This is a genomic window from Nisaea sp., from assembly GCF_039990255.1.
GTDB lineage: Bacteria > Pseudomonadota > Alphaproteobacteria > Thalassobaculales > Thalassobaculaceae > Nisaea.
On sequence record NZ_JBDXGG010000025.1, the window covers coordinates 1 to 22280 of the forward strand.

25 protein-coding genes are annotated in these 22280 nt (G+C 61.8%); 16 read left to right on the forward strand and 9 right to left on the reverse strand.

What is annotated here, in order from left to right; all coding sequences use genetic code 11:
* The coding region (locus ABJ076_RS22295) for an MFS transporter (protein ID WP_348513298.1) at positions 1 to 695 on the reverse strand (695 nt) is incomplete at its 3' end.
* On the reverse strand, positions 695 to 976 hold the full coding sequence (locus tag ABJ076_RS22300; protein WP_348195785.1) for a metal-sensing transcriptional repressor: 282 nt from the start codon (positions 974 to 976) through the stop codon (positions 695 to 697). The genes ABJ076_RS22295 and ABJ076_RS22300, both read right to left, overlap by 1 nt.
* A 135-nt stretch (positions 977 to 1111) precedes the next feature.
* Between ABJ076_RS22300 and ABJ076_RS22305 the strand changes: the two genes are divergently transcribed.
* Complete coding sequence (locus ABJ076_RS22305) at positions 1112 to 1300, forward strand: hypothetical protein (protein ID WP_348195786.1); 189 nt, start codon at positions 1112 to 1114, stop codon at positions 1298 to 1300.
* Positions 1301 to 1411: 111 nt separating this feature from the next.
* Here the strand turns inward: ABJ076_RS22305 and ABJ076_RS22310 are convergent, their stop codons facing one another.
* The 3 genes from ABJ076_RS22310 to ABJ076_RS22320 are packed head-to-tail and all read right to left on the reverse strand — an operon-like array spanning position 1412 to position 4008.
* Positions 1412 to 2344 (reverse strand): restriction endonuclease, encoded by a 933-nt coding sequence (locus tag ABJ076_RS22310; protein ID WP_348208656.1) that lies wholly within the window; start codon positions 2342 to 2344, stop codon positions 1412 to 1414.
* The gene (locus ABJ076_RS22315; protein ID WP_348195788.1) at positions 2341 to 3051 is read right to left on the reverse strand and encodes an SMC-Scp complex subunit ScpB; all 711 of its coding nucleotides are present in this window, start codon (positions 3049 to 3051) and stop codon (positions 2341 to 2343) included. The genes ABJ076_RS22310 and ABJ076_RS22315 overlap by 4 nt, the downstream gene beginning before the upstream one ends.
* 3 nt (positions 3052 to 3054) lie before the next feature.
* Positions 3055 to 4008 carry a DUF1403 family protein gene (locus ABJ076_RS22320; protein WP_348195789.1) on the reverse strand — a complete coding sequence of 318 codons (954 nt, stop codon included), beginning with the start codon at positions 4006 to 4008 and terminating at the stop codon, positions 3055 to 3057.
* A 127-nt stretch (positions 4009 to 4135) separates the two neighbouring features.
* Here ABJ076_RS22320 and ABJ076_RS22325 point away from each other — a divergent pair, with 127 nt between their 5' ends.
* From ABJ076_RS22325 to ABJ076_RS22335, 3 genes are all read left to right on the forward strand, one after another.
* On the forward strand, positions 4136 to 5266 hold the full coding sequence (locus tag ABJ076_RS22325) for a tyrosine-type recombinase/integrase (RefSeq protein ID WP_348208658.1): 1131 nt from the start codon (positions 4136 to 4138) through the stop codon (positions 5264 to 5266).
* A 447-nt stretch (positions 5267 to 5713) separates the two neighbouring features.
* A complete protein-coding gene (locus ABJ076_RS22330) occupies positions 5714 to 6655 on the forward strand; it encodes a recombinase family protein (RefSeq protein WP_348195790.1) in 942 nt (313 codons plus the stop codon).
* A gap of 87 nt (positions 6656 to 6742) precedes the next feature.
* Positions 6743 to 6958 (forward strand): hypothetical protein, encoded by a 216-nt coding sequence (locus ABJ076_RS22335; protein ID WP_348195791.1) that lies wholly within the window; start codon positions 6743 to 6745, stop codon positions 6956 to 6958.
* Positions 6959 to 7001: 43 nt separating this feature from the next.
* Here ABJ076_RS22335 and repC read toward each other — a convergent pair whose 3' ends face one another.
* From repC to repA, 3 genes are all read right to left on the reverse strand, one after another.
* Positions 7002 to 8318 (reverse strand): plasmid replication protein RepC, encoded by a 1317-nt coding sequence (gene repC, locus ABJ076_RS22340; RefSeq protein WP_348195792.1) that lies wholly within the window; start codon positions 8316 to 8318, stop codon positions 7002 to 7004.
* 193 nt (positions 8319 to 8511) lie between these two features.
* Entirely contained in the window at positions 8512 to 9516 is a 1005-nt protein-coding gene (gene repB / locus ABJ076_RS22345; RefSeq protein WP_348195793.1) for a plasmid partitioning protein RepB, read from the reverse strand.
* A 208-nt stretch (positions 9517 to 9724) separates the two neighbouring features.
* Entirely contained in the window at positions 9725 to 10936 is a 1212-nt protein-coding gene (gene repA, locus ABJ076_RS22350; protein ID WP_127524575.1) for a plasmid partitioning protein RepA, read from the reverse strand.
* Positions 10937 to 11454: 518 nt separating this feature from the next.
* Between repA and trbB the strand changes: the two genes are divergently transcribed.
* The 12 genes from trbB to ABJ076_RS22410 all read left to right on the forward strand — a co-directional run bounded on the left by trbB (position 11455) and on the right by ABJ076_RS22410 (position 21732).
* Positions 11455 to 12426: a P-type conjugative transfer ATPase TrbB gene (trbB, locus tag ABJ076_RS22355; RefSeq protein WP_348195794.1), complete on the forward strand. Its 972-nt coding sequence runs from the start codon at positions 11455 to 11457 to the stop codon at positions 12424 to 12426.
* A complete protein-coding gene (locus ABJ076_RS22360) occupies positions 12416 to 12790 on the forward strand; it encodes a TrbC/VirB2 family protein (protein ID WP_348195795.1) in 375 nt (124 codons plus the stop codon). Before trbB ends, ABJ076_RS22360 begins: the two co-directional genes overlap by 11 nt.
* Positions 12783 to 13082: a conjugal transfer protein TrbD gene (locus ABJ076_RS22365; protein WP_348195796.1), complete on the forward strand. Its 300-nt coding sequence runs from the start codon at positions 12783 to 12785 to the stop codon at positions 13080 to 13082. Before ABJ076_RS22360 ends, ABJ076_RS22365 begins: the two co-directional genes overlap by 8 nt.
* A 6-nt stretch (positions 13083 to 13088) precedes the next feature.
* Positions 13089 to 15539, forward strand: a complete 2451-nt coding sequence (locus tag ABJ076_RS22370; RefSeq protein ID WP_348195797.1) for a conjugal transfer protein TrbE — start codon at positions 13089 to 13091, stop codon at positions 15537 to 15539.
* Between the two features lie 19 nt (positions 15540 to 15558).
* Positions 15559 to 16308 (forward strand): P-type conjugative transfer protein TrbJ, encoded by a 750-nt coding sequence (gene trbJ, locus ABJ076_RS22375; protein ID WP_348195798.1) that lies wholly within the window; start codon positions 15559 to 15561, stop codon positions 16306 to 16308.
* Positions 16305 to 16526, forward strand: coding sequence for a hypothetical protein (locus tag ABJ076_RS22380; RefSeq protein WP_348195799.1), 222 nt, complete (start codon positions 16305 to 16307; stop codon positions 16524 to 16526). Before trbJ ends, ABJ076_RS22380 begins: the two co-directional genes overlap by 4 nt.
* Complete coding sequence (gene trbL, locus ABJ076_RS22385) at positions 16507 to 17670, forward strand: P-type conjugative transfer protein TrbL (protein WP_348195800.1); 1164 nt, start codon at positions 16507 to 16509, stop codon at positions 17668 to 17670. The genes ABJ076_RS22380 and trbL overlap by 20 nt, the downstream gene beginning before the upstream one ends.
* An 8-nt stretch (positions 17671 to 17678) precedes the next feature.
* A complete protein-coding gene (locus ABJ076_RS22390; protein ID WP_348195801.1) occupies positions 17679 to 18341 on the forward strand; it encodes a conjugal transfer protein TrbF in 663 nt (220 codons plus the stop codon).
* Between the two features lie 19 nt (positions 18342 to 18360).
* Positions 18361 to 19185, forward strand: a complete 825-nt coding sequence (gene trbG, locus ABJ076_RS22395; RefSeq protein ID WP_348195802.1) for a P-type conjugative transfer protein TrbG — start codon at positions 18361 to 18363, stop codon at positions 19183 to 19185.
* Positions 19186 to 19220: 35 nt separating this feature from the next.
* Entirely contained in the window at positions 19221 to 19658 is a 438-nt protein-coding gene (gene trbH, locus ABJ076_RS22400; protein WP_348195976.1) for a conjugal transfer protein TrbH, read from the forward strand.
* On the forward strand, positions 19655 to 20947 hold the full coding sequence (trbI, locus tag ABJ076_RS22405; RefSeq protein ID WP_348195803.1) for an IncP-type conjugal transfer protein TrbI: 1293 nt from the start codon (positions 19655 to 19657) through the stop codon (positions 20945 to 20947). The genes trbH and trbI overlap by 4 nt, the downstream gene beginning before the upstream one ends.
* 80 nt (positions 20948 to 21027) lie before the next feature.
* Positions 21028 to 21732: an autoinducer binding domain-containing protein gene (locus tag ABJ076_RS22410; RefSeq protein WP_348208665.1), complete on the forward strand. Its 705-nt coding sequence runs from the start codon at positions 21028 to 21030 to the stop codon at positions 21730 to 21732.
* Positions 21733 to 21789: 57 nt separating this feature from the next.
* On the opposite strand, the gene ABJ076_RS22415 is transcribed toward ABJ076_RS22410, so the two are convergent.
* Entirely contained in the window at positions 21790 to 22116 is a 327-nt protein-coding gene (locus ABJ076_RS22415; protein WP_348195805.1) for a transcriptional repressor TraM, read from the reverse strand.
* Between the last annotated feature and the right edge of the window lie 164 nt (positions 22117 to 22280).

The following is a 22280-nucleotide window of genomic DNA, read 5'->3' on the forward strand; positions in this document are numbered from 1 at the left end:
ACCAGCGCACCGGCCGACGCGACGGCGAGATTGATCGCCAGCAGACCCCGCAGGCGCGGCGTCGCCAGATAGATGCGGATACCGCGCGTCGTGCGGTCGTAAATGCCGCGCGGCTGCGATGGCTTCGGGCTCGGCAGCACGACCGAGACCACCAGCGCCGCCGAGACGAGGAAGCCGATCACGGTTCCGCCGAACAGGCTATGGAAGGAGATGAAGGCGAGAAGTGCTGCCGCGAGCATCGGACTGACGACGCTTTCGAGATCGTAGGCCAACCGCGAGAGCGACAGTGCGCGCGTATATTCCTTCTCTTCGGGCAGGATGTCCGGAATCGTCGCCTGGAAGGTAGGCGTGAATGCCGCCGAGGCCGATTGGAGCACGAAGATCAGGACATAGACCTGCCAGATTTCGGTGACGAACGGCAGAAGCATCGCGACGGCCCCGCGCACGAGATCGAGCGCGACCAACATCGCCCGGCGCGGCACCCGCTCGGCGAAGGCCGATGCGATCGGCGCCACGCTCACATAGGCAATCATCTTGATGGCGAGCGCTGTCCCCAGAACCGCGCCGGCGTCGGCCCCTGCCAGCTCGAAGCCGAGCAGGCCGAGGGCGACGGTGGCGAGACCGGTCCCGACTAGAGCGATGACCTGGGCAAAAAACAGATGGCGATAGGTCCGATTCTTCAGGATCGCCAGCATCAGAGATACTTCGCGATTTCCCTGAACTCGTCGATGGACCGTCGCCGGTCGCGGGCGAGCGGCCCGACCACTTCCTCAAGGCAATGGTCGAGATGATCCTGAATCAGCGCCTTCTTGGCCTGGGCGACAGCCTTCTCGACGGCGTGGAGCTGCTGGGCAATGTCGAGGCAGGGCCTGCCAGCCTCGATCATCTCGATTATGCCGCGCAGATGGCCATCGGCACGCTTGAGCCGCTTGACGATCTGGGGGTGGGTTTCGTGGCGATGAGGTTGAGTGTCCATTGTCATATGCTATCCCCCTGTAGAGGATGTGCCAAGGTGTGGCGGCCGCTCCCGACGTGCTGCAAGAGCAGGCCTCAGCTCCCGGCACGGAATGGCGAGACGAAGTGTCCTTTACCCTGGCTCCCGGCGAGGGCGTTGAGGTCAAGCTCGTCATGGAGCAAGGCGCACAGGCTCATTTCACTGGACGCCAACGGCACGGTCGTGAGCTACGACACGCACGGCGATGGCGGCGGCACCTTGGTCCCTTATGAGAAGGGTAGCAGCGTCGGGGAACAGGACGGTGTCCTGGAGGTGGCGCTTACCAGGAACCACGGCTGGTTCTAGAGGAACCGGTCCGCGGAGCTGGTCGCCCTGACGTTGCACACCGGCGCCTACAGCGAGCTCAAGCGGATGAACTGATCGGATGAGGGCGGTCCCCATTGCCACCCTCATCCCTCACGGCGGAAACAGCACCCGCACCCGCGCAAACGGGTTCCGGTATTCGGACGCGTGGCGCGCTTTGGCGGTGATGATGTCAAGTACGGAGAGCCGGCGTTTCAGCGCATCGAATATGTCCATGCCGTCAGCTAGAATGATGCGACGCGCGGTGAAAGCCTCGAGCGCGCCGTCGGTGAACCCCTCGAAGCTGACGAACAGTCCTCTAGTCCCTTCGAGCCTTTCGCTCAGCTTTCCCTGGAAGGCGTGCAGCTTCTCCGCGTCGGTCTTAGCACGGTGCCACTTCGCCTCGAGCAGATAGGTCGTGCCGCCATGCTGGAACGAGCCGTCGATCTGCTCCCCGGTAAGGCGGAACCCTCCCCTGGCGTCCATATGCCAGGCGTTGAACAGGGCGGTGAGAAGCCGCTCGAAATGATAGCCGCGCGCATGCGGTTCGTCCGACATGGCGTGCAACGCCAGAAATTCGCTTTCGAGACGATCGAGTGCGACGTGGTCCGCGCCGCTCCTTGCGGACGAAGGGTCCGGCTGGGCAGGAGTACCGTCGAGGTCGAAGGACGGTAATGGCGCTCCGCCCAGCCGCTCGACTATCGCGCTGAGGCGCCTGCGCGCATTGGTGATGGCTTCCGCCTCGCCGCGACCGATGCGTGCCGTCTCGCGATACTCCCATAGCGCTGTAAGCGCGCGGACGATCGCCCGCGGCTGACCGACAGTGAGGAAGGCGCGCAGGCGCTTGCCCTTGCTGCCGGAGCCCTGCGCATAGGCATCGTCGTAGATGTCGACGCCGACTTCACGCCGGAAAAAGTCGTCGAATGTCGCGTTGCTGAAATCGAGGACATAGCCGGAGCCCATTCCAAGGAGCTCGTCCACCACCTTCAGTTCAACGGGCCTTAGCTGATCCAATTCGTTCAATCCGAGCTCGATTCGCCCATTCATGCTTCTTCACTGTAGCCGACAACACTCTCGCTCTCACCATCGTCGCCATCGACCAATGCGACCGGAATGTCGCCCGCCAGCAGCTTCTCCTTGGAGAGCAAGCCCGCGTCCTCGAGGGCTTCAAAATCCGGCAGCTCGCGCAGCGTGTCGAGGCCGAACTCCAACAGGAACTCCTTGGTCGTGACATAGGTGTAGGGGGCGCCCGGCTGCGGCGCGCGCGGGCCGGATGCGATTAACCCGAAGGAGCGCAGGTTGCCGATCAGGTCGCGGCTGATCTCCTTGCCGAAGAAGCTGGACAGCTCGGCGCGGGTGATCGGCTGAAAATAGGCGATGCACATCAGCACCAGCACTTCCGCCTGGGTGAGGTCGGCGGCGCGCTCGCTGGCGCCGACGGCGGTGCGGATCGCGTCGGCATAAGCCGGACGCGTCAGGTGCTTCCACCCGCCGGCGATAGCGAACAGGTCGTAGGGACGGCCGCGCAGTTCCTCGCGGATGTCATCGATCAGCAGATCGATGCTGCAGCTCTTGCCGACGATCCGCGCCAGCGTCTCCCGCGTCACCGGCTCGCTCGCGGCAAAAATGGTTGCCTCGACGCGGTTCATCCACTCGCGCCAACGGGCTTCGGGCGGAAGGTGGTCCAGCTCGCGATCAAACAGACTCTCCTCTGGCTGGCTCTTGCTTCGTCTCGTGCGCGTAGCCTCGACCATCGATCACAGCCCGTAGATACGGAAAGTCGGCCGGCCCGACAGCTCGCGCACGGCGCCAAGCTCGATTAGACGATCAAACAGACGTCGGCTGGCCCACCGCGACAGGTTTCTGGTCGTCAATGTCCCCGACACCGCATCATCGCCGAGCAGCCGGTTGACGACGTCGCCGGCCGCTTTCGACCGCAGCTTTGGCACGACCGCCCGAAGCCGTTCGGCCTGCGCCGCCATAGCTGCCGCGAGCCGGCAGGCCTCGGCCGCTCCGAGTGCCGCGGCCACGAAGGCTGCCTGCTCGAACGCATCGTTGCCCGGTCGGGCGCGCCGACCTTCCGAACCCGAACGCAGTTGTGGCGCGTGGATCTGCGAGCCGAGGATAGGCACGGCGACGCGCCAGCCCATGCGCCAGGACAGCGCGCAATCTGCCAGCCACCAAGCCAGGATTTCGGCCTTCGGCTCTGCCCGCATGACCGCAGCGGCGGTGCGCGCGGCGACCAACGGGGCTGGCGCGCCACTGCGCACTTCTTCTCCTGTGATGTCGATCAGGTCGCCAAAACCATCCGACCAGCTGACGCCGAGCAAGGTGGCCACGGTCTGCACGTCCTCGACGCCGGGCGGCGGCGAGCGGCCGGCGAGGCGTCGCCACGCGGCAAGCACGTTGCCGGCAGGCCCCGGCTCGTCCTCACGCTGACGCAGCAGCCAGGCATCCCGCAATGCGGCTTCATCCTCGCTGCGCCCAATCAGCTTCATGCACGCGGTAGCCGCTCTCAGCGCCAGCCGATGCCGCCACGCGCCGCTCCATTCGGGCTCGGTCTGCACGAGATTGTCGAGCGCATTCAGGGCGCTGCCGGCCATGAAGGCGCCCTGGACCGGGTCTTCGAGACGGCCGCGCGGCGTCGCCCACGCCGGCACGCGCGGGACCGGGAGGGGGGCTTGTGATGCGGGTGCGTGCTGCCGACTCATCGTGAACAGCCTAAACGGGATGTGCGGTTTAGGCGAGCACTTTCCGCACGAACCGCACCACTTGTCGTTCTTGTTTTATGTCCGGTAAGGTTCCATTACCGGACGTATTCTGATAGGCTCCCAAATCATGGAAAATCCCCCGCGAAAACCCGCCAAAAGCGATCTCCCAGCCAAAGATCCGCTCGACGTCGACCCTCTTGAGGGGGAGTTGCCCGATATCGTCGATCTCGTCATGGAGATGGGCCAGCCCGCCCCGACACCCCGCGTCCCGGCGCATGTCGAGGAGCTCGTCGAAACCGCGCGGGACTACGCCGACAACGCCAGCTCGGAGAACACCCGCGACGCCTACGCCAAGGACTGGAAGCATTTCACCTCCTGGTGCCGGCGCAACGGCTTCGATCCCCTACCCCCGGACTCGAAGGTGATCGGCCTCTATATCGGCGCCTGCGCCGCGGGCGGCGCGAAGCTCGGCGCTCCTGCCCTGTCGGTTTCGACGATTGAGCGCCGTCTCTCCGGCATTTCCTGGAACTTTACGCAGCGCGGCCTTTCGATGGACCGGGCCGATCGCCACATCTCCACCGTGCTCGCCGGCATCCGCCGCAAGCACACCAGGCCGCCGCGCGTGAAGGAAGCCGTCATCGGCGATGATCTCGTCGCCATGTTGGCCACACTCGGCCACGACCTGAGAGGTCTCCGCGACCGCGCCATCCTGCTCCTCGGCTTCGCCGGCGGTCTACGCCGGTCCGAGATCGTAGGCCTCGACGTCACCCGCGATGACGACAGCGACGGCGCAGGCTGGATCGAGATCCTTTCGGGCAAGGGTGTCCTAGTGACGCTGCGTGGCAAGGGCAGCCGCTGGCGCGAGGTCGAGGTCGGCCGCGGCTCCAGCGATCACACCTGCCCTGTGGTCGCGCTCGAGACCTGGATCCGGTACGGCCGCATTGCGCGAGGCCCCCTCTTCCGCCGCATCTTCAAGGACAACAAAACAGTCAACGTCGAGCGACTCTCCGACAAGCACGTCGCCCGCCTGGTCAAGCAGACCGTGCTTGCCGCCGGCGTCCGCGCCGATCTGCCGGATGCGGAGCGTGTGCTTCTGTTTGCCGGTCACTCGCTGCGTTCGGGTCTCGCATCCTCGGCCGACATCGAGGAGCGTTACGTCCAGAAGCAGCTCGGCCATGCGTCGGCTGAGATGACCCGAAAGTATCAGCGCCGGCGTGATCGGTTCCGGACCAACCTCACCAAGGCGTCCGGGCTGTAGAAAAGCCCCCTCCCCTCCCCCGACAGCAGGCGAAGTGGCGCCATCCGGGAGACCAGGAATTTTACCTTAGCGTTTCAATTGAAATCGGGAAGTAAAACCGACATCCGAGGCCGCCATCGGCGTTTGGAGGGTCTCGTGGTCCAATTTCCCGATTTCATAAGTCATTGATAAAACGGCGCTTCGGTTTTCATACGGAAGCTAACACGCTTCTCGCTTCCGTCACACCGATAATTCTCAAGCCCCTCTATATATAATGAGCACTGCGGCCTTCGGGATTGTACAGAGGCCCGGCAATCAGCGCTGTGATCGACGAGAGAGCCCGTTTTTCCGGGGTTTTTGGGGCGTTCGGCTGTCAATAAGGCACTCACGAGACGTTTACAAACGATCAGTTATCCGTATCTTCTATGTTTGGAAAACCGGCCCTCAAAGATCTCTCAGGCGCTACAAATGGCTGCTGACACGCATAATCGCACCTCCCGTCGACCACAGGGACGGCTCATCGGCTATGCGCGCGTCTCTACGGACGAGCAGGCGACACAGGCGCAGGAAATGGAGCTGCGGTCGGCCGGCTGCGAAATGATCGTAGAGGAACATGGATCCGGCGCCTCTCGAGCCCGCCCTGCCCTTTCAAGGCTTGTTCAGAACATCGGCGCCGGCGACACGCTTATCGTGGTGCGGCTCGATCGCCTGGCGCGCTCCGTCAGCCATCTTCTCGATGTTATCGAGGACCTGACCGCCAAGGGTGCGCATTTCCGGTCCCTGAGGGACCCGATCGACACCAGTACGCCCCAGGGCATGTTCTCGCTGCAGGTGCTCGGTGCCGTGGCCCAGCTCGAGCGAGCCTTGATCTCCGAGCGGACCAAGGCCGGGATCGCCGCGGCAAAGGCCAAGGGACGCCTACCTGGCAATCCGGGGATCCGCGAGCGGCGGCCGGAGATGCTTTCGAAGATGAAGCTGGCGCAACAAGCGGCCTATGGCGATCGCCTTCAGGCAACAGCCTCACAATGGCTTCCGACTGTGAAGCGGATGCGCCCGGACCACACATGGGACGACATTGCCCGGGTTCTTAAACAGCGCGGTTTCGACTGGACGCCGGAACGGCTGCGGCGCGCGGTCAAATGGATGGTCTCGGAAGGCATGGCCGATGCGTCACTTTTGCGGAAGTCGCCACCACGGCCGCCGGAGCATCGACTGATGACACTCGTGGCCGGAATCCACTCTTCCAATCCGGACCTCACACTGCGCGAGATCGCCAACCAGTTAGAACGATTGCACGAACGCACGCCGCGTGGTGGCACCAAGTGGGCGCCCTCCTCTGTCAAGAACCTCCTTGACCGCGCAAAACGCAGTGGCCTGATCGACGCCGGTGAGACAGAAGTGCCGGGGTGAACAATAGGCGCGAACGCAGTACAAATCGCGCACCTCGAGCCTAGCCAGAACATGGCAAACAAAACGTAAAGCCCGGAGCGCACGCGCATGGAAACAGAGACGCTGATCATCAACAGTCGCGAGGAATTCGCGCAGTGGGCCATCGAGCGCGCCAATGCTGTCCTGGTCGAACAGGGCTCCAACCTCGCGACGGCCGCCCGGTCAGGAGATGAGGAGCAAATGACCAATGCCGCGAACGCTCTCGGCCAGAGGATCGTCGACACCCTCCTCGATGCCTTCGACTGCCTCGTCGTCGACGAGTGACGAGCGAGCTGGACGAAACCCACCTCTCCGGCCCCTATCCGCGTCATGAATCCCATTTCTTCATCGATTGGCGAAGAGCATCAGACACTTCGAGGCCCCCTTCCCGGCTCTCCGGTGGTTGCTGGGTCTGAGAAGAAGCCTGGGCGGCGGCCTTATCCGCCTCGAGCTTGGCGTTCAGCAGAGCCATGATCATTGGCCAGGCAGAGAATTTGCCTTCCCGCGCTTTGTCGGTCAGGCTGCGCAGATAACCGCCGGGACTGTTGATCTGATCGGCTCGCTGATAGATCGCAGCGAGCGTAATCGTCGCGTGCTTGTTGCCGAGAACCTCGCAGGCCTCGCGCCAGGCGCTTGGACTGACCCCCAGCATAACGCGACCGACCTCCGCGGCCGCCAGAAAGTCCCGCCAGTTTCGGATTTCCCCGTCTTTGGCCAGATCGCGCCAGCCCTTGCACGCATCCAGCACGATACCCAATGGCAACTCCCGCTTCGGCAAGCTCCGCAGGTTGTCGTTTTCCTCGGCGGTGCCGCTCGCTTCATTTTCTTTTCGAGAGCCTCTTTTAGATTCAGATATGGAGTCTGGGTTTGAATTCTGTATGTGGCGATCAGAATGAGACTCATTGGCGCTCATATTTTCTGATTTCGCGAATGATTCCAGTGCCTCATGCACTTCCGCCCAGAGCAGTTCGAGATCCTCGCAGATGTCCTCGAGGACCTGGCGAGGCGCCGTTCGTGGAAGCCTAGCCATGATCTCCTGGTAAGTCCGCGTCATCAAGCCCCAATCGCCCGGTACTCCCTCCTCGAGGCCGGCATCGATCATCTTGACCACATCCCGGCGCAATAGCGTCAAACGCTCTCTGACGGTTTTGTAGGCGCGTTTCTCGGCCTGGACGGCCTCAGCGAGCTCCGCGAACTCATCAGCGCGTGCGACGATCGGCGAGAGATCGAAGCCGTAGGCCTGTTCGACCTGGCCGCCCCTGCCCTTGCGGGCGAACCGCTTTCCGTTCGGGCTGTCGCGGCGGATGATCAGCCCACAGTCGACCAAGCAGGCCAGATGACGCCGAAGCGTCGCCGGCGACATTCCATTGGCACGGGCCGTCAGCTGCTCGTTGGAAGGCCAAACGATCAATTCACCTTCAGCAATCAGCTCGTTTTCCGGATGGAAGCTCAGGAGCGCGTTGAGGATCGCCAAAGCGCGATCGGTAGCGCCGAGTGGCTCCTTGGCGTCGCGGATCGTGTGGAAGACTTTCCACTTTTCAACCGCTGCACCTTCCCGCATAGATTTTGCGGCGACTTGGCTTGCCATCAGGTCAAGCGTCATCGGCCGCCGCCCGAAGGGCGTCGTTGTAATATGCGTCTGCATTTTCTTTCACCTATCGCTAGGCAATAGAAAAGTGCTCGCCGAAAAGGCGCTCGCGGCTCAAAAGAGCCTTGACTGTGATTCTCGGAAGTGCGATTCTCTAGCTGCTGAGACTAAAGAAGGGGCTTCCGGAAGCGATTTCGGTGGCCTTTTTCTTTGCCAGATTTCCTTCTGGCCGGGCATACCGGCCGTTGATTCACTCGCCGCCCTCCTCTCTGCTGGATTGAAATTCCCGATAAAGGTCGTCGAGCTGCGCGGAGATGTACCGCGCAAACTCCGGAACGACCTTGTCTTCGAAAGTGAGGGTCGTTCGGCCGTTGCGGTCCTCTATCCTGGCCGCACGCTTTCCGGTCGGGGTTTTCCAAATATTGGAGCTTGCGGATTTCTTCCCAGTCTTCTTGCGTTCAACCGCGCGCAGAACTGCTTGAAATCGTGCGTCGCTGTTGGCGCCGGCAATCTTGTCATCGCTGAAGATAGTATCCGCCTCGAAGGAATCCCCGGCATGCTCGAGCCCCTCCGCCAGCTTGAGCCAGCGCGCACGACCGGCCTTTGGTGCTGGTCCGATACGCTTCACGAGGTGTTCCGGGACGCGGCGTGCAACAGCAATGTATCTGCTGACGTCAGCCTTGTCCGAACATAACGCAGAGACAATTGTCGACCGATCGCACCCGGACTCTTCCAGATTCTTGGCAAAGAGCGCCTTCTCAATGAATGAGAGATCTTCGCGATCGAGGTTCTCCCGGCCTTGGGCGACGATCAGCTCCTGGTCTGTAAGCTTTCGGATTATTGCCCGAACCGGTCGATTGAGCATCTTCGCGGCTCTTAGGCGACGGCGACCATATGCGATCTGGAATCGCCCTTGTCCCGCAGGACTCGGCCGAACGAGAATTGGGACCTGCTGGCCATTGTCGGATATGGACTGCACGAGTTCGTCAAAGGCCGGATCAACATCAATCGGGATGCGATCTGCTATTGGAGACTGCTCAATCGTATCGGGTTCGATTTCGACGACGACATCGCCTTTCTCGAGTTGCTCCTGCAGCCGGGTCGCCAGCTTGGCGCCATCGGTCATCTGCTTCAGGGACGTTCCCATCGCCGAAATAGCGCCGGTACGTACGCGCTCCGACGGTTTATCGCTTTCGCCAGCAGCCTGCTCTGGCTTCTTGAGATAGAGAGAGTTGATTGCGTCTTTGCGGCTCATGACTGCACACCCGAGTTTGGCCAACCGCTTCGGGGCAGGGGGCTTGTTGGGAGCTCCCAACAACACTGTTTTGGGACGATTGCTCTGTCTCCCCGGTGGATGTGTTGGGAGCTCCCAACAGCCAAGGCAATAGGCTCAGTACATCGAAGGAAACGTCGCGTGTTGGGAGCTCCCAACACGCTCGATTCATAGAGGCCGCCCGTGTCCGTCATGATCGCCCCCATGCTGCGCGCATCAGCTCTTCGATCTCACCGTTCACCGCGCTCAGGGATTCCATTGCACGATCGTATGTGCTTCTCGTCAGGTTGCCGGGCCCGATCTCGTACAGTGTCTGTTTCGTCAGGCCAGCGTCGGAAATCGCGGCGGACTTGACCATTGGGTTGGTGAGAACATGGTCATCAAAAAGATTGCGGAGCAGCGCAACCACCTTGGTTTGCGGAGCGTCTTGCGGCTCGTAGCGCGTCAGCAGATATCGGACGAAGTCGAACTTGAGCTGTCCGCCAGCGTCACGAACCACCCCAAGCAAATCACGGGTCATCAGAAGGAACTGGCTCATCGATGACACGTCAAGCATCTGCGGATGAACCGTGACAATCATCGACGTAGCAGCACATAAGCCGCTTAGCGTCAGAAACCCGAGCTGGGGAGGGCAATCGATTACGACGACATCGTAGTCATCAGCGACGTCGTCGAGGGCACTTGCGATCCGCGCGAAGAAGATCGCCCCGCCGTCGGACGCACTTCCGTCAGCGAGGGCTTTCGGCGTCGTATGCTCGAACTCCATGAGCTCGAGATTGCCAGGAACAAGATCGAGACCGTCAAAATACGTGTTGCGTATCACATCGCCTAATGGCCGACGGTCTTCGTCATATCGAATCGCCGCGTAGAGCGTCTCGTTATGGCCGACGTTCAATTCAGGAAGAACACCCAACAGCGCAGACAGGCTCGCTTGAGGATCAAGATCAACAGCGAGGACGCGATACCCCTGAAGCGCCAGATACTGTGCGAGGTGCGCAGAGGTGGTGGTCTTGCCTGAGCCGCCCTTAAAATTGGTAACAGCGAGCACCTGGAGGTGCTCGTTCTCCCGCCTGTGCGGAACAAACTCGATCGCCTCGCGCCCGCGGGCGCTTCTTGCGAACATCCGCCGTATCTCGTTTATGTCGGAGAGCGAGTATAAGCGTCGTCCGTTTGTCGTGGTCTCTGGTTGTGGGCCTTCACCCGCCAATGACATTTTTCGCAGGGTCGAATCCGAAACGCCGATCAATTTCGCCGCTTCGCCTGAAGTGAATTTTCGAAGCGCCTTGCTTGCCGCGGGAGGGAAAAGGGCTTCGCTGATACTGTGCAACTGCGAGCCGAGGAGTTCAGCGTGGGCGCCGATTACATCGTCGACATCAGGAAGGTCTGATCTGTTAATCTGCATCGGAGCGTTCACGCTAATCTCTTCAATCACGGTTATTTCGCAGAACGGGCGAATTTCCGTGATCATACCCAGGAAGCGTGGCGCAGCAAGATTATTTTGGTTAACAAGGCCTTAACACGAGTCGGCTCGAATTGGGAGCAAAGCCCTCGCAGGCGCAATATTTCTGTTTGTTTTCCGATACTTATCTTTACGTCGTCGTTTATGAGGCCAGATTCTTTCCCCGGCAAATTTGCCGGGTCTTCTTGAGAGAATAATCTTTGGCCGGTTGGCGGCGAGCCCAATTTGGGAGAAATCGGCCAGAATCGACCCGACTCAACCAAGTGAGTCGCGCTGTCTCGGTCACCTCAACGACGTTTTGGACAGGCAGCGCAGGATTGATCCCGGCAGTTCTGCCGGGGTGACCTCCACGCATGCGCAGGTGAAAACAGCGCATCTCATCCAGGGGTAGTGGCGGCGCATGCAATGCAAACTGAACTCGGTCGAAATCATCGGAAGTTGATCCGCAATGGAGTTCGCCAATGAGCTCCTCGTCTTCCCATGCCCGGCTGGTTCGCAAACTGCGTGATGCCCTCGGCGAGGTTATTTGTGCTGCGCTTGAGGATGCCGACGTCGTCGAGGTGATGCTTAACCCGGATGGCCGCTTGTTCGTGGAACGGTTGGGGGAGGGGATCGAAGGCATCGGGGAGCTGGCACCAGGTGCGGCCGAGATCATCATCGGTAGCGTCGCCCATGCGCTGCAGACCGAGGCTGACGAAGACAGGCCGATCATCTCAGGGGAACTGCCGATCGGCGGGCACCGCTTCGAGGGACTTCTGCCGCCAGTGGTCAGCGCTCCGAGCTTCACAATCCGCCGCCGGGCCTCACGGCTCATTCCCTTGGCCGACTATGTGACCGCCGGCGTGATGACGAAACTGCAGGCCTCGATCGTCCGGCAAGCGGTTCGCGATCGCCTCAACATTGTCGTGTCGGGCGGCACGGGGTCGGGCAAAACCACGCTCGCAAACGCGGTCATCGCCGAGATCGTCAACGATACGCCGGCGCACCGTCTGCTCATCCTCGAGGATACGGCCGAGATCCAATGTGCAGCCGAGAACGCCGTGGCCTTGCACACATCCGATACCGTCGACATGGCGCGGCTTCTCAAGAGCACCATGCGTTTGCGGCCCGATCGCATCATTGTCGGCGAGGTCCGCGACGGCGCCGCGCTCACCCTGCTCAAGGCGTGGAACACCGGCCATCCGGGCGGCATCACCACGATCCACGCCAACACGGCTCATTCCGCCTTGCGTCGGCTCGAGCAGCTGACGGCCGAGGTCAGCCAGCAGCCGATGCGTGAAGTCATAGGGGAGGCCGTAGACCTCGTCATTTCCATCGAACGGACCGCGACCGGACGGCGCGTGCGCGATGTCGTCCGCGTCCACCAGTACGCGGGCGACCGCTACGAGACCGATCATCATTCCCAAATCGACGAGGACAGCCATGCCGCATAATTTCCAGCGTAACCCGATCCTGAGATTTTCACTTGTCGTGCTGTTGGTGGCAGTTGCCACACCGGCGCTCGCCAGTTCGGGCGGCGGCCTGCCCTGGGAAGGACCGCTGCAGCAGATCCAGGAATCCATCACCGGACCGGTGGCTGGCTTCATCGCGCTCGCCGCGGTGGCAGTCGCCGGCGGCATGCTGATCTTCGGCGGCGAGCTCAACGATTTCGCGCGTCGTCTGATGTATGTGGTGCTCGTCGCCGGCATCCTGCTCGGCGCGACACAGATTGTCGGCTTGTTCGGCGCCTCGGGTGCCACGATTGCCCTCCCTGGTCAGGCGGACCTGAGTGCGGCGGGGGAGGGGAGTGATGGCTGAATCCGTCGCTCCCCTCGCTCATTCGCGTATTCACCGCGCCCTGTCCCGGCCCAATCATCTGATGGGCGCTGATCGTGAACTCGTGCTTCTTACGGGATTGGCGACGGTCATCCTGATGTTCGTGGTTCTGACCTGGTACTCGGTGCTCCTGGGGCTCGCCATCTGGATCGCCGTGGTCGGGGTCCTGCGCATCATGGCAAAGGCCGATCCGATGATGCGGCAGGTCTATCTGCGCCATATCGGTTACCGGCCGAGCTACCGGCCGACCTCGTCGCCCTGGCGGAGGTACTGAGCCGTCATGGTCGCGCTTCGTCAGTTCCGGGATACCAAACCGTCATTCTCCGACCTGCTGCCCTATGCGGGCCTGGTCGATGATGGCGTGATCCTGTTGAAGGACGGCTCGCTGATGGCGGGCTGGTATTTCGCGGGGCCGGACAGCGAGAGCTCGACCAATATCGAGCGCAACGAGGTGTCGCGCCAGATCAACGCCATCCTAGGACGGCTGGGATCGGGCTGGATGATCCAGGTCGAGGCGGTTCGCGTGCCGACCACAGCATATCCCGCGCGCGAGGCCTGCCACTTTCCCGATCCCGTCACCCGCGCGATCGACGAGCAGCGGCGTGCGCATTTCATGGCGGAGAGGGGACACTACGAGAGCCAGCACGCCCTGATCCTGACCTATCGGCCGCCGGAGCCCCGGCGTTCGGCCATGGCGCGCTATGTCTATTCAGACGAGGCGAGCCGGACCGAAACCTACGCCGATAGCGTGCTGACCTCGTTCAAGACCTCGATCCGCGAGGTCGAGCAATATCTCGGCAACGTGTTGTCGATCCGCCGCATGGTGACGCGCACTGTGACCGACCCAGATTCCGGACACGAAGCCCGCTATGACGAGCTCTTCCAGTTCATTCGCTTCTGCATCGTCGGCGAGAGCCATCCGGTCCGCCTTCCGGCGATCCCGATGTATCTGGACTGGCTGGCAACGGCCGAGTTTCACCACGGCCTGTCACCCATGGTCGATGGACGGTTCCTCGCCGTCGTCGGGATCGACGGGTTCCCGGCCGAGAGCTGGCCGGGGATCCTCAACACGCTCGACCTGATGCCGCTGACCTATCGCTGGTCGAGCCGGTTCGTCTTCCTTGATGACCAAGAGGCGCGGCAAAAGCTCGAGCGCACCCGAAAGAAATGGCAGCAAAAGGTCAGGCCCTTCTTCGACCAGCTCTTCCAGACTCAGAGCCGTGCGGTCGACCAGGACGCGCTGACCATGGTTGCCGAAACGGAAGATGCAATTGCCGAAGCCTCGTCGCAATTGGTGGCCTATGGCTATTACACGCCGGTCATCGTCATGTTCGATATCGATGATGCCCGGCTGCAGGACCAGGCCGAAGCCGTCCGGCGTCTGATCCAGGCCGAGGGTTTTGGCTCCCGCATCGAGACGCTCAACGCCACCGAAGCCTATCTCGGCAGCCTGCCGGGCAACTGGTATGCGAATGTCCGCGAACCCCTGATCAATACCCGCAACCTCGCCGACCTCATTCCCGTCAATTCCGTGTGGGCCGGCAGCGCGACCGCGCCTTGCCCGTTCTATCCTCCCAATGCTCCGCCACTGATGCAGGTCGCCAGCGGCAGTTCTCCTTTCCGGCTGAACCTACATGTCGACGATGTCGGCCACACACTGATCTTCGGACCGACGGGGTCGGGCAAGTCGACGCTGTTGGCACTGATTGCAGCGCAGTTCCGGCGCTATGAGCACGCCCAGATCTTTGCATTCGACAAGGGCAAGTCGCTCTACCCGCTCACGACTGCGGCCGGAGGCGACCATTACGAGATCGGGGCAGGGGAGGGGGAAGAAGCTCTTGCCTTCTGTCCGCTTGCGGACCTGACGTCCGAAGCGGACCGCGCCTGGGCGAGCGAATGGGTCGAGACGCTGATCGCAATTCAGGGCGTTTCGATTACCCCGGATCATCGCAATGCGATCGCGCGTCAGATCGGGCTGATGGGTTCGGCACGGGGACGGTCTCTTTCGGATTTCGTCAGCGGTGTGCAGCTGCGCGAGATCAAGGACGCGCTACAGCACTACACGGTCGACGGCCCGATCGGGCAACTTCTCGATGCCGAAGAGGATGGACTGCGGCTCGAGACGTTCCAGACCTTCGAGGTCGAGGAACTCATGAATATGGGGGAGCGCAATCTCGTGCCGGTCCTCCTTTATCTGTTCCGGAGGATCGAAAAGCGTCTCACCGGCGCGCCGAGCCTGATCATTCTCGATGAAGCTTGGCTGATGCTGGGGCATCCGATGTTCCGCGACAAGATCAGGGAATGGCTGAAGGTGCTGCGCAAGGCGAACTGCGCCGTCATCATGGCCACCCAGTCGATCTCGGATGCCGAGCAGTCCGGCATCATCGACGTCCTGAAGGAAAGCTGCCCGACCAAGATCTGCCTGCCGAATGGCGCCGCCCGGGAGCCCGGCACACGGGAATTCTACGAGCGCATCGGGTTCAACGAGCGGCAGATCGAGATCGTCGCGACCGCCATTCCAAAGCGCGAATACTACGTCGCGTCACCGGAAGGCCGGCGGCTGTTCGATATGGCGCTTGGCCCGGTGGCGCTCGCCTTCGTCGCAGCGTCGTCCAAGGACAATTTGAAACGCATTGACGAGCTCCGGCAATCGCACGGTGCCGAATGGCCGCGCCATTGGCTCGAAGAAAGGGGAGTGGATGATGCCAAACGCATTCTCACGCAAAGCTAGATTCGCAATCGCAGCATTGATGTCGGTCTCGACGTTCTCGAATGCACAGGCCAGCGTTGGTGGACTCGGCGGTGCGACCGAATGGACGCAGATCCTCAACAACACCGAGCTTGTCAGTCTGGTCGGATCGTCGGCTGAGCAAGTGCAGAACCAGATCACGCAGATCACTCAGCTGGCGGAGCAAATCCAGAACCAGCTCAAGATCTACGAGAACATGCTGCAGAACACGCTGACCCTGCCCAATCATATCTGGGGTCAGGTCGAAAGCGATCTGATGCGGCTGCAAAGCCTGGTCAATCAGGGCCAGGGGATCGCGTTTTCGATGGGCAATGTCGATGACGTGCTGCGGCAGCGCTTCCAGAGTTTCGCCGATTTCAAATCGGGCCTCGCGAATGGCCAGACCTTCTCGTCGAGCTATCAGGACTGGTCGGACACCAATCGCGACACGATCGCGTCGACCTTGCGTGCGGCCGGTCTGACGGCCGAACAATTCGGTTCGGAAGAAGCAACGATGAACCAGTTGCGGTCAATGTCCGAGAGTTCTGTGGGCCAGATGCAGGCGCTGCAGGTCGGCCACGAGATCGCGGCGCAGCAGGTCGCCCAGGCGCAGAAGCTGCGTGGACTCGTCTCCCAGCAGGTGACGATGATGGGCACCTGGTATCAGTCTGAACAGGCGGCCAGGGACCTCGCACAAAACCGCCGGGAGGAGTTTTTCAACTCGACCGCACCTTCGACCTCTGGCGGCCAGACCATGGAGCCACGCTGGTGAGCAGGACCTTGATCATCGTTGCGACCGTCACTGTGGTTGTGATCGCCGCCGTCTCCGTCTGGGTCGCCATCCGTCCGTCTGACGATATCGGCCAGACAGCATCGCCGGCGACGGTGCCTCAGAAATTCGACACAACGTCGGGACAGGAAATGAAACCGCGTTGGAATGCGCCGGCGGGGCAGGGGAACGGAGGAGCCGATGGCGCGGCCGACAACTAGAGTTGCCCTTCTTACAGTCGCCTTCCTTGCCTTTGCTGGTCCCGCGCTGGCGCAGGACGGATCGTTGCTGACGACGCTTGAGAACGAGATCGCCGACGCGGCTCAGGGCTGGCAGACGACGATCCTCAATGCAGCGCGGTCGCTGTTCTGGATCCTCGCTGGCATCGAGGTCGGGATCGCGGCAGTCTGGCTTGCGATCGCCGCCGCATCGCTCGATACCTGGTTCGCCGAGCTGGTGCGGCGCATCATGTTCATCGGTCTGTTCGTTTTCATCCTCGAGCAGGGTCCGGACCTGACCAAGGCCGTGGTCGACAGCCTGTTCCAGATCGGGGCGGGCGGCGGCTCGGCCTCGCCTGCGAATGTGTTCAATGCCGGGCTGCAGGTCGCGAGCGCGTTGTCATCGAAGGCTCAGTTCGGGCTCTTCGAGGACAACGCGCTGGCGATCGCCGTCGTGTTTGCCATGGTGATCGTGGTGGTGTCGTTCAGCCTGGTCGCAGCGATCTTCGTTGCCGTCATGGCGGAGATGTATGTGGGCCTGCTCGCCGGCATGATCATGCTGGGGCTTGGGGGCAGCTCGTTCACCAAGGATTTCTCCGTCCGGTATCTCGTCTACGCCTTCTCGGTCGGGATGAAACTGATGGCGCTGGTGATGATCGCCCGCATCGGCTCCGAGGTCCTGATCGATCTTGCCAATGCACCATCGGGCGGGGACGAGTTTCTGGCGACCCTCGCCATCGCCGGAATCTCGGTCATTGTCTTCGTCATCGCCATGTATGTGCCCAATATCATTCAGGGGATGGTGCAGGGCGTCTCGGTCACCGGTGGCATGGAGGTCATCCGCCATGGCGGTCAGGCCGCGAGCTTTGCCGCCGGCGGCGCCGCGCTCGCGGTGGGCGGTGCAAGGGCAGGGGGCGCGGCCTTCTCCGACGCCAGGGCCTCGGGCAGTTCATTCGGTGCCGCGGCGCTCAAGGGGATGGCGACGGGTGTCGGCGCCGCCGGTGGCGCGGCCGCATCGGCAGCGCGCGACAAGGCGATCGGTGTGCCGGGAACATGGGGCGCATCCACGCTTGGGCTCGCCAACGCAAAACTCGATCAGTCTCAGGGCCGGCCGGCACGCCGCCCCTCGAGCGACGATAAGGCTTGAGGTGAGGCATGGCCCGGACACCAACGATTGATAATCCCTATATCGCGGCGCGGATGGAGTGGAACGAACGCTACGGTTCCTACGTGAAAGCAGCCTCCGCCTGGCGCATCGTCGGCATTACCGGCATGCTCATGGCGGTGATCGGCTTCTCCTATGCGCTCTATCAGAGCACACAGGTCAAGCTCGTCCCCTATATTGTGGAAGTCGACAAGCTGGGAACGGCCGCAACGGCCGGATATCCGCAACAGATCGAATATGCCGATCCGCGCGTGGTGCGTGCGACGCTCGGCAGCTTCGTCACGAACTTCCGCTCAGTCACACCCGATACCGTCGTCCAGAAGCAATATATCGACCGCGCCTACGCGCATCTCAGATCGTCGGACCCGGCAACCGAGAAGGTCAATGCCTGGTTCCGGAGCAACTCACCCTTTGACCGCGCGCGTGAGAAGACGGTGGCGATCGAGGTCAACAATATCATTCCGCTCTCCAACCAGAGCTACCAGATCGACTGGACGGAATATGAGCGTGACCGGCAGGGCAGGGAAATCGCCACGAGGCGGTTCCGCGGCATTGCGACGGTGACCCTGACGCCGCCCCAGGACGAGGCGGTCATCCGCCTCAACGCGATCGGCCTTTACCTGAAGGATTTTGACTGGACGGCGCAATTGTGAGTGCCGCGGAGGGAATTGAATGAAGAAGAACACGAACCGCGGACCCATCCTGTGCGCAGCCCTCTTGGCGGCGCTGGATGCTTCGCCAAGCTCCGCGCAGCAATTGAGCGGAAACGAAACCCGGGGCACTGAGCTTTCGGCGCAATGGCAGCACGGGCCGGGCGTCGTCGCGCGCGGTCCCGATGGCAAGGTGATCTTCCTGTTCGGAGAAATCCAGCCTTCGGTGGTCTGCTCGCCGCTACAGGTCTGCGACATCGAATTGCAGCTAGGCGAGATCGTCCGTGACGTCCTGCTCGGCGACACGGTGCGCTGGAAGGTCGAGCCGGCGACATCGGGCGCACCGAATGCCCAGGCCGTCCACCTGATCGTCAAGCCGTCCGAGGCGGGCCTCGTGACCTCGATGGTCGTCACCACATCGCGGCGGACCTATCATATCCAGCTCAAATCCCATCATCGCGATTACATGGCGCGGGTCGGGTTCGAATATCCCGAGGACATCAATGCCCGTTTTGCCGAGATCAACGCCCGCATCGAGGCGAGCGTCGTGCCGGGGGCAGGGGTGCCGGCCGAGCAACTGGATTTTGGCTTTCATATGAGCGGATCGGCGCGCTGGCGGCCGACGCGGATCTATAGCGACGGGACGAAGACCTACATCCAGTTTCCTTCGTCACTGGCTGGACAGGACGCCCCGGTGCTGTTCGTTGTGTCCGGTGGCGAGAACCGGATCGTCAACTACCGTATGAACGGCTCGATGATGGTCGTCGATTTCAACATCGACCGCGCGATCCTCGTGTCTGGTGTCGGAATGCGCCGGCAGAAAATCACCATCAGGCGGGGAGGGTAGTCAGGATGACCAAGGTTCGTTCTTACTTCCGCTCGATGGTCCTTGTGGCAGGGCTTAGCACGCTCGCTGCGTGCCAGACCATGAGCGGTGCGGGTCTCACCACCAGCGAGGTCACGGCCGAGCTGACGCCAGAGAGCGCCGGCGCGATCAGTGAAGACATGGTGGCCAAGCTGGCCGAACAGATCGGGCCGGGCAGTACGACGATCGCGTTGCTCTCCGACGGATCCGTGTTCGGCGCCGCGCTCGAAGCGTCGCTTAGAAGCTGGGGCTATGCCGTGGTCACCGACCAGGAGACGGGAGAGGCGATCACGGAACCGCTCGCCTATGTCGCCGATCCGTTCGAAGGAGGGGTGCTTGTGCGGCTCTCGACCCGGAAGGCCGAGTTGACGCGCATGTACACGCTCACCGCCGAGGGTGCGACACCCGCCAGCCCGCTCTCGGTGATGCAGCGTGGACCGGGTGAGGCGATATGACGGAATCGCTCAAACTTGGCGGATCATCTGAGGGGCCGAAGATCAGGCGGCTGAACCGTGTCCCCATCATCCTGGCGATCGCGCTCGTGGTCATCTTCTTCGCCGTGATCTTTTACGGTCTGTCGTCTCGCGGCCTGCGCTTCGGCGACGGCCAGATCGAGCCGTCCTCGGCGCAGCCGGCTTCCAATGATGCGGAGCGGCTCAAGCAGGGTGTGCCCGACGGGATCATCGGCGAGCCGCAACCGGCCGTGCAGCTGCAACCGGTGCCTACCGCCGATCCTGACCCGGCCCGCAATCCCTTCGAGAGAAACGAAGAGGAAGCCGCGGCCCCGCCGCAGGCACCGGCGCTTGAACCCGAGGAGGTCTGGCGGGCGAGGTTGCAGCGCGAATTCGACGAGCAGATGCTGCGCGAATATAACCGCCAGCAGATGGCAAGCATCCAGGCGGATGAGGCGGCTGCGAACTCGCCGATCGCCATCAACCTGCAAGGACTTGAGACCGGCAGCGACACGACGCCGGCGGCAGTCCCGCAGCCAGGTTCCGCTATTAATCGCGGGACAAGCGCCCTGGATCTTTACAGCGTCGCCCTCCAGGCGGGGATCGGCCAACAAAACGCCGATCCGAACGGCCAGGCGGCAAAACAGGAATTCTTCAATCAGGACATCGCCGATCTCGGCTATCTGCCAAATTCGGTCGTGCCGCAGATGTCGCCGTTTGAGCTCAAGCGCGGATCGGTCATCCCGGCCACGCTGGTGACCGGCATCAATTCCGACCTTCCCGGGCGCATCACCGCACAGGTCTCGCAGAACGTCTATGACAGCGCGACCGGGCACCGGCTTCTCATCCCGCAAGGCGCGAAGCTCTTCGGCCGCTACGATTCCGAGGTCTCGTTTGGGCAGAACCGCGTGCTGGTCATCTGGACCGACATCATCTTCCCGAACGGATCGACCCTGCGGATCGGCGGCATGGCTGGCACCGATGCCGCCGGGTATGGCGGCTTCCGGGACAAGGTCGACAATCACTATCTGCAGACATTCGGCTCTGCGATCCTGGTGGCGTTGATTGGCGCCGGCACGGAAATGCTGCTTCCCAAGGATCAGGGCAATTCTTTGAATGGCAACAGCCCCCCGGACGCCGCCCGCAGATCATTCGCCGAGACGTTTGGCCAGATTTCGGAGCAAACCGTATCGAGAAATCTCAACGTCCAGCCGACCCTCGAAATTCGGCCGGGCTACCCTTTCAACGTCCTGGTGGATCAGGACATCGTGTTTCCGAAGGCATATCCATGAGCTTGAGGTCGGAGGTCCTCGTCTCAACGCGTCACGGAGGCTGTGTTCGCAGCACCTTACAATGTCGGATTTTGATCATATTGAACGAGCTACTTTTGCATTTGATCGATACGCTTTCGCTGCCGCTCGAGGAGCGGGCGGCGCGTCGAGTGTTGCGCAATTTTGCCGAAGATGCCGGGTTCGAGTTCTTTGCGTATCTGAACCTTCGGGGGCAGGAGAGCTTCGCCGTATCGAACTATCCCCAGGAATGGCAGGACCGATACGTTCAAATGAATTATCTTCGGGTTGACCCCGTGGTTACGACGGCGAAGCACGGTCCGCCGATCTTTCTGTGGTCGGCCGAAGAGGCAAGGCGGCTTGGTCGGAGGGACGTGACACAGTTCTTCAAGGATGCGGAACGGTTTGGCATACGATCGGGCTTGTCCGTCTCGGTTCCGGTCGGCTTCAAGGACCGCATGGTCTTCACCCTTGCTTCAGACAAACCGAGCGTGTGTATTGATGAGGAACCGGACCCCGTGACCGCCGCGATCGCTGTGGCGTTCGTTCATTCTCGCCTGGGATCCGCAACGCGTGACGCAGAATTGGCGTCGGACATTCGATTGTCACCGCGAGAGGCGGAATGCCTGCGATGGTTCGCAGACGGCATGTCCATGCCGGATATCGCGGATACGCTCGGGATTGGCTACAGATCAGTGCGATCCTATCTCGACGAGGCGACACGGAAACTTGACGCCGGCAATAGTCGCCAGGCTGCAACAATCGCTACCCGGTTAGGCTTGATCTGAGCACGTACGGATCAGGTGGCACATGCCGCATAAGTTTCGTTATGGAACTGAAGACAGTCAGTGAAGCCCGGAGTCCGGCGGCACCTCCGGCACGTGGCCAAGCGTATCGACGACGATCCGGACCAGTTCGTGATACAGCTTCAACTCGAGCAACGCTAGACGGTAGCTGTGCCTCAGATCTTCGTTATCGCAGCCCCTCGAAGTCGGCTTCTCGAGCTGCTCGAACAGCGATTGCGCATGATCGACAAGCCGGCGATTCTTGACGATGACATCAACCGCGAGGCGCGAGAGTTCGTCATTTGACAACCCTTCGAGGATGGTCACGATCGGTCGGTCATTGACCTGACCAGGTTGAAAACTACTGATCGACGCTCGGTTCGGCATTCACGGCCCGCGGCTTGCGCCGCGGTGCGCCCCCGCGACAAGATAAGATCTCGACCCCAAGCCGGGGGTTGGAAAACCGCCACAGACGGTCCTGCGACCTTTAGCACCGAGGCACCTGGACATGCGTCACAGGCCCCCGGCCGTTGGCCAGAGGATCCTCGGTG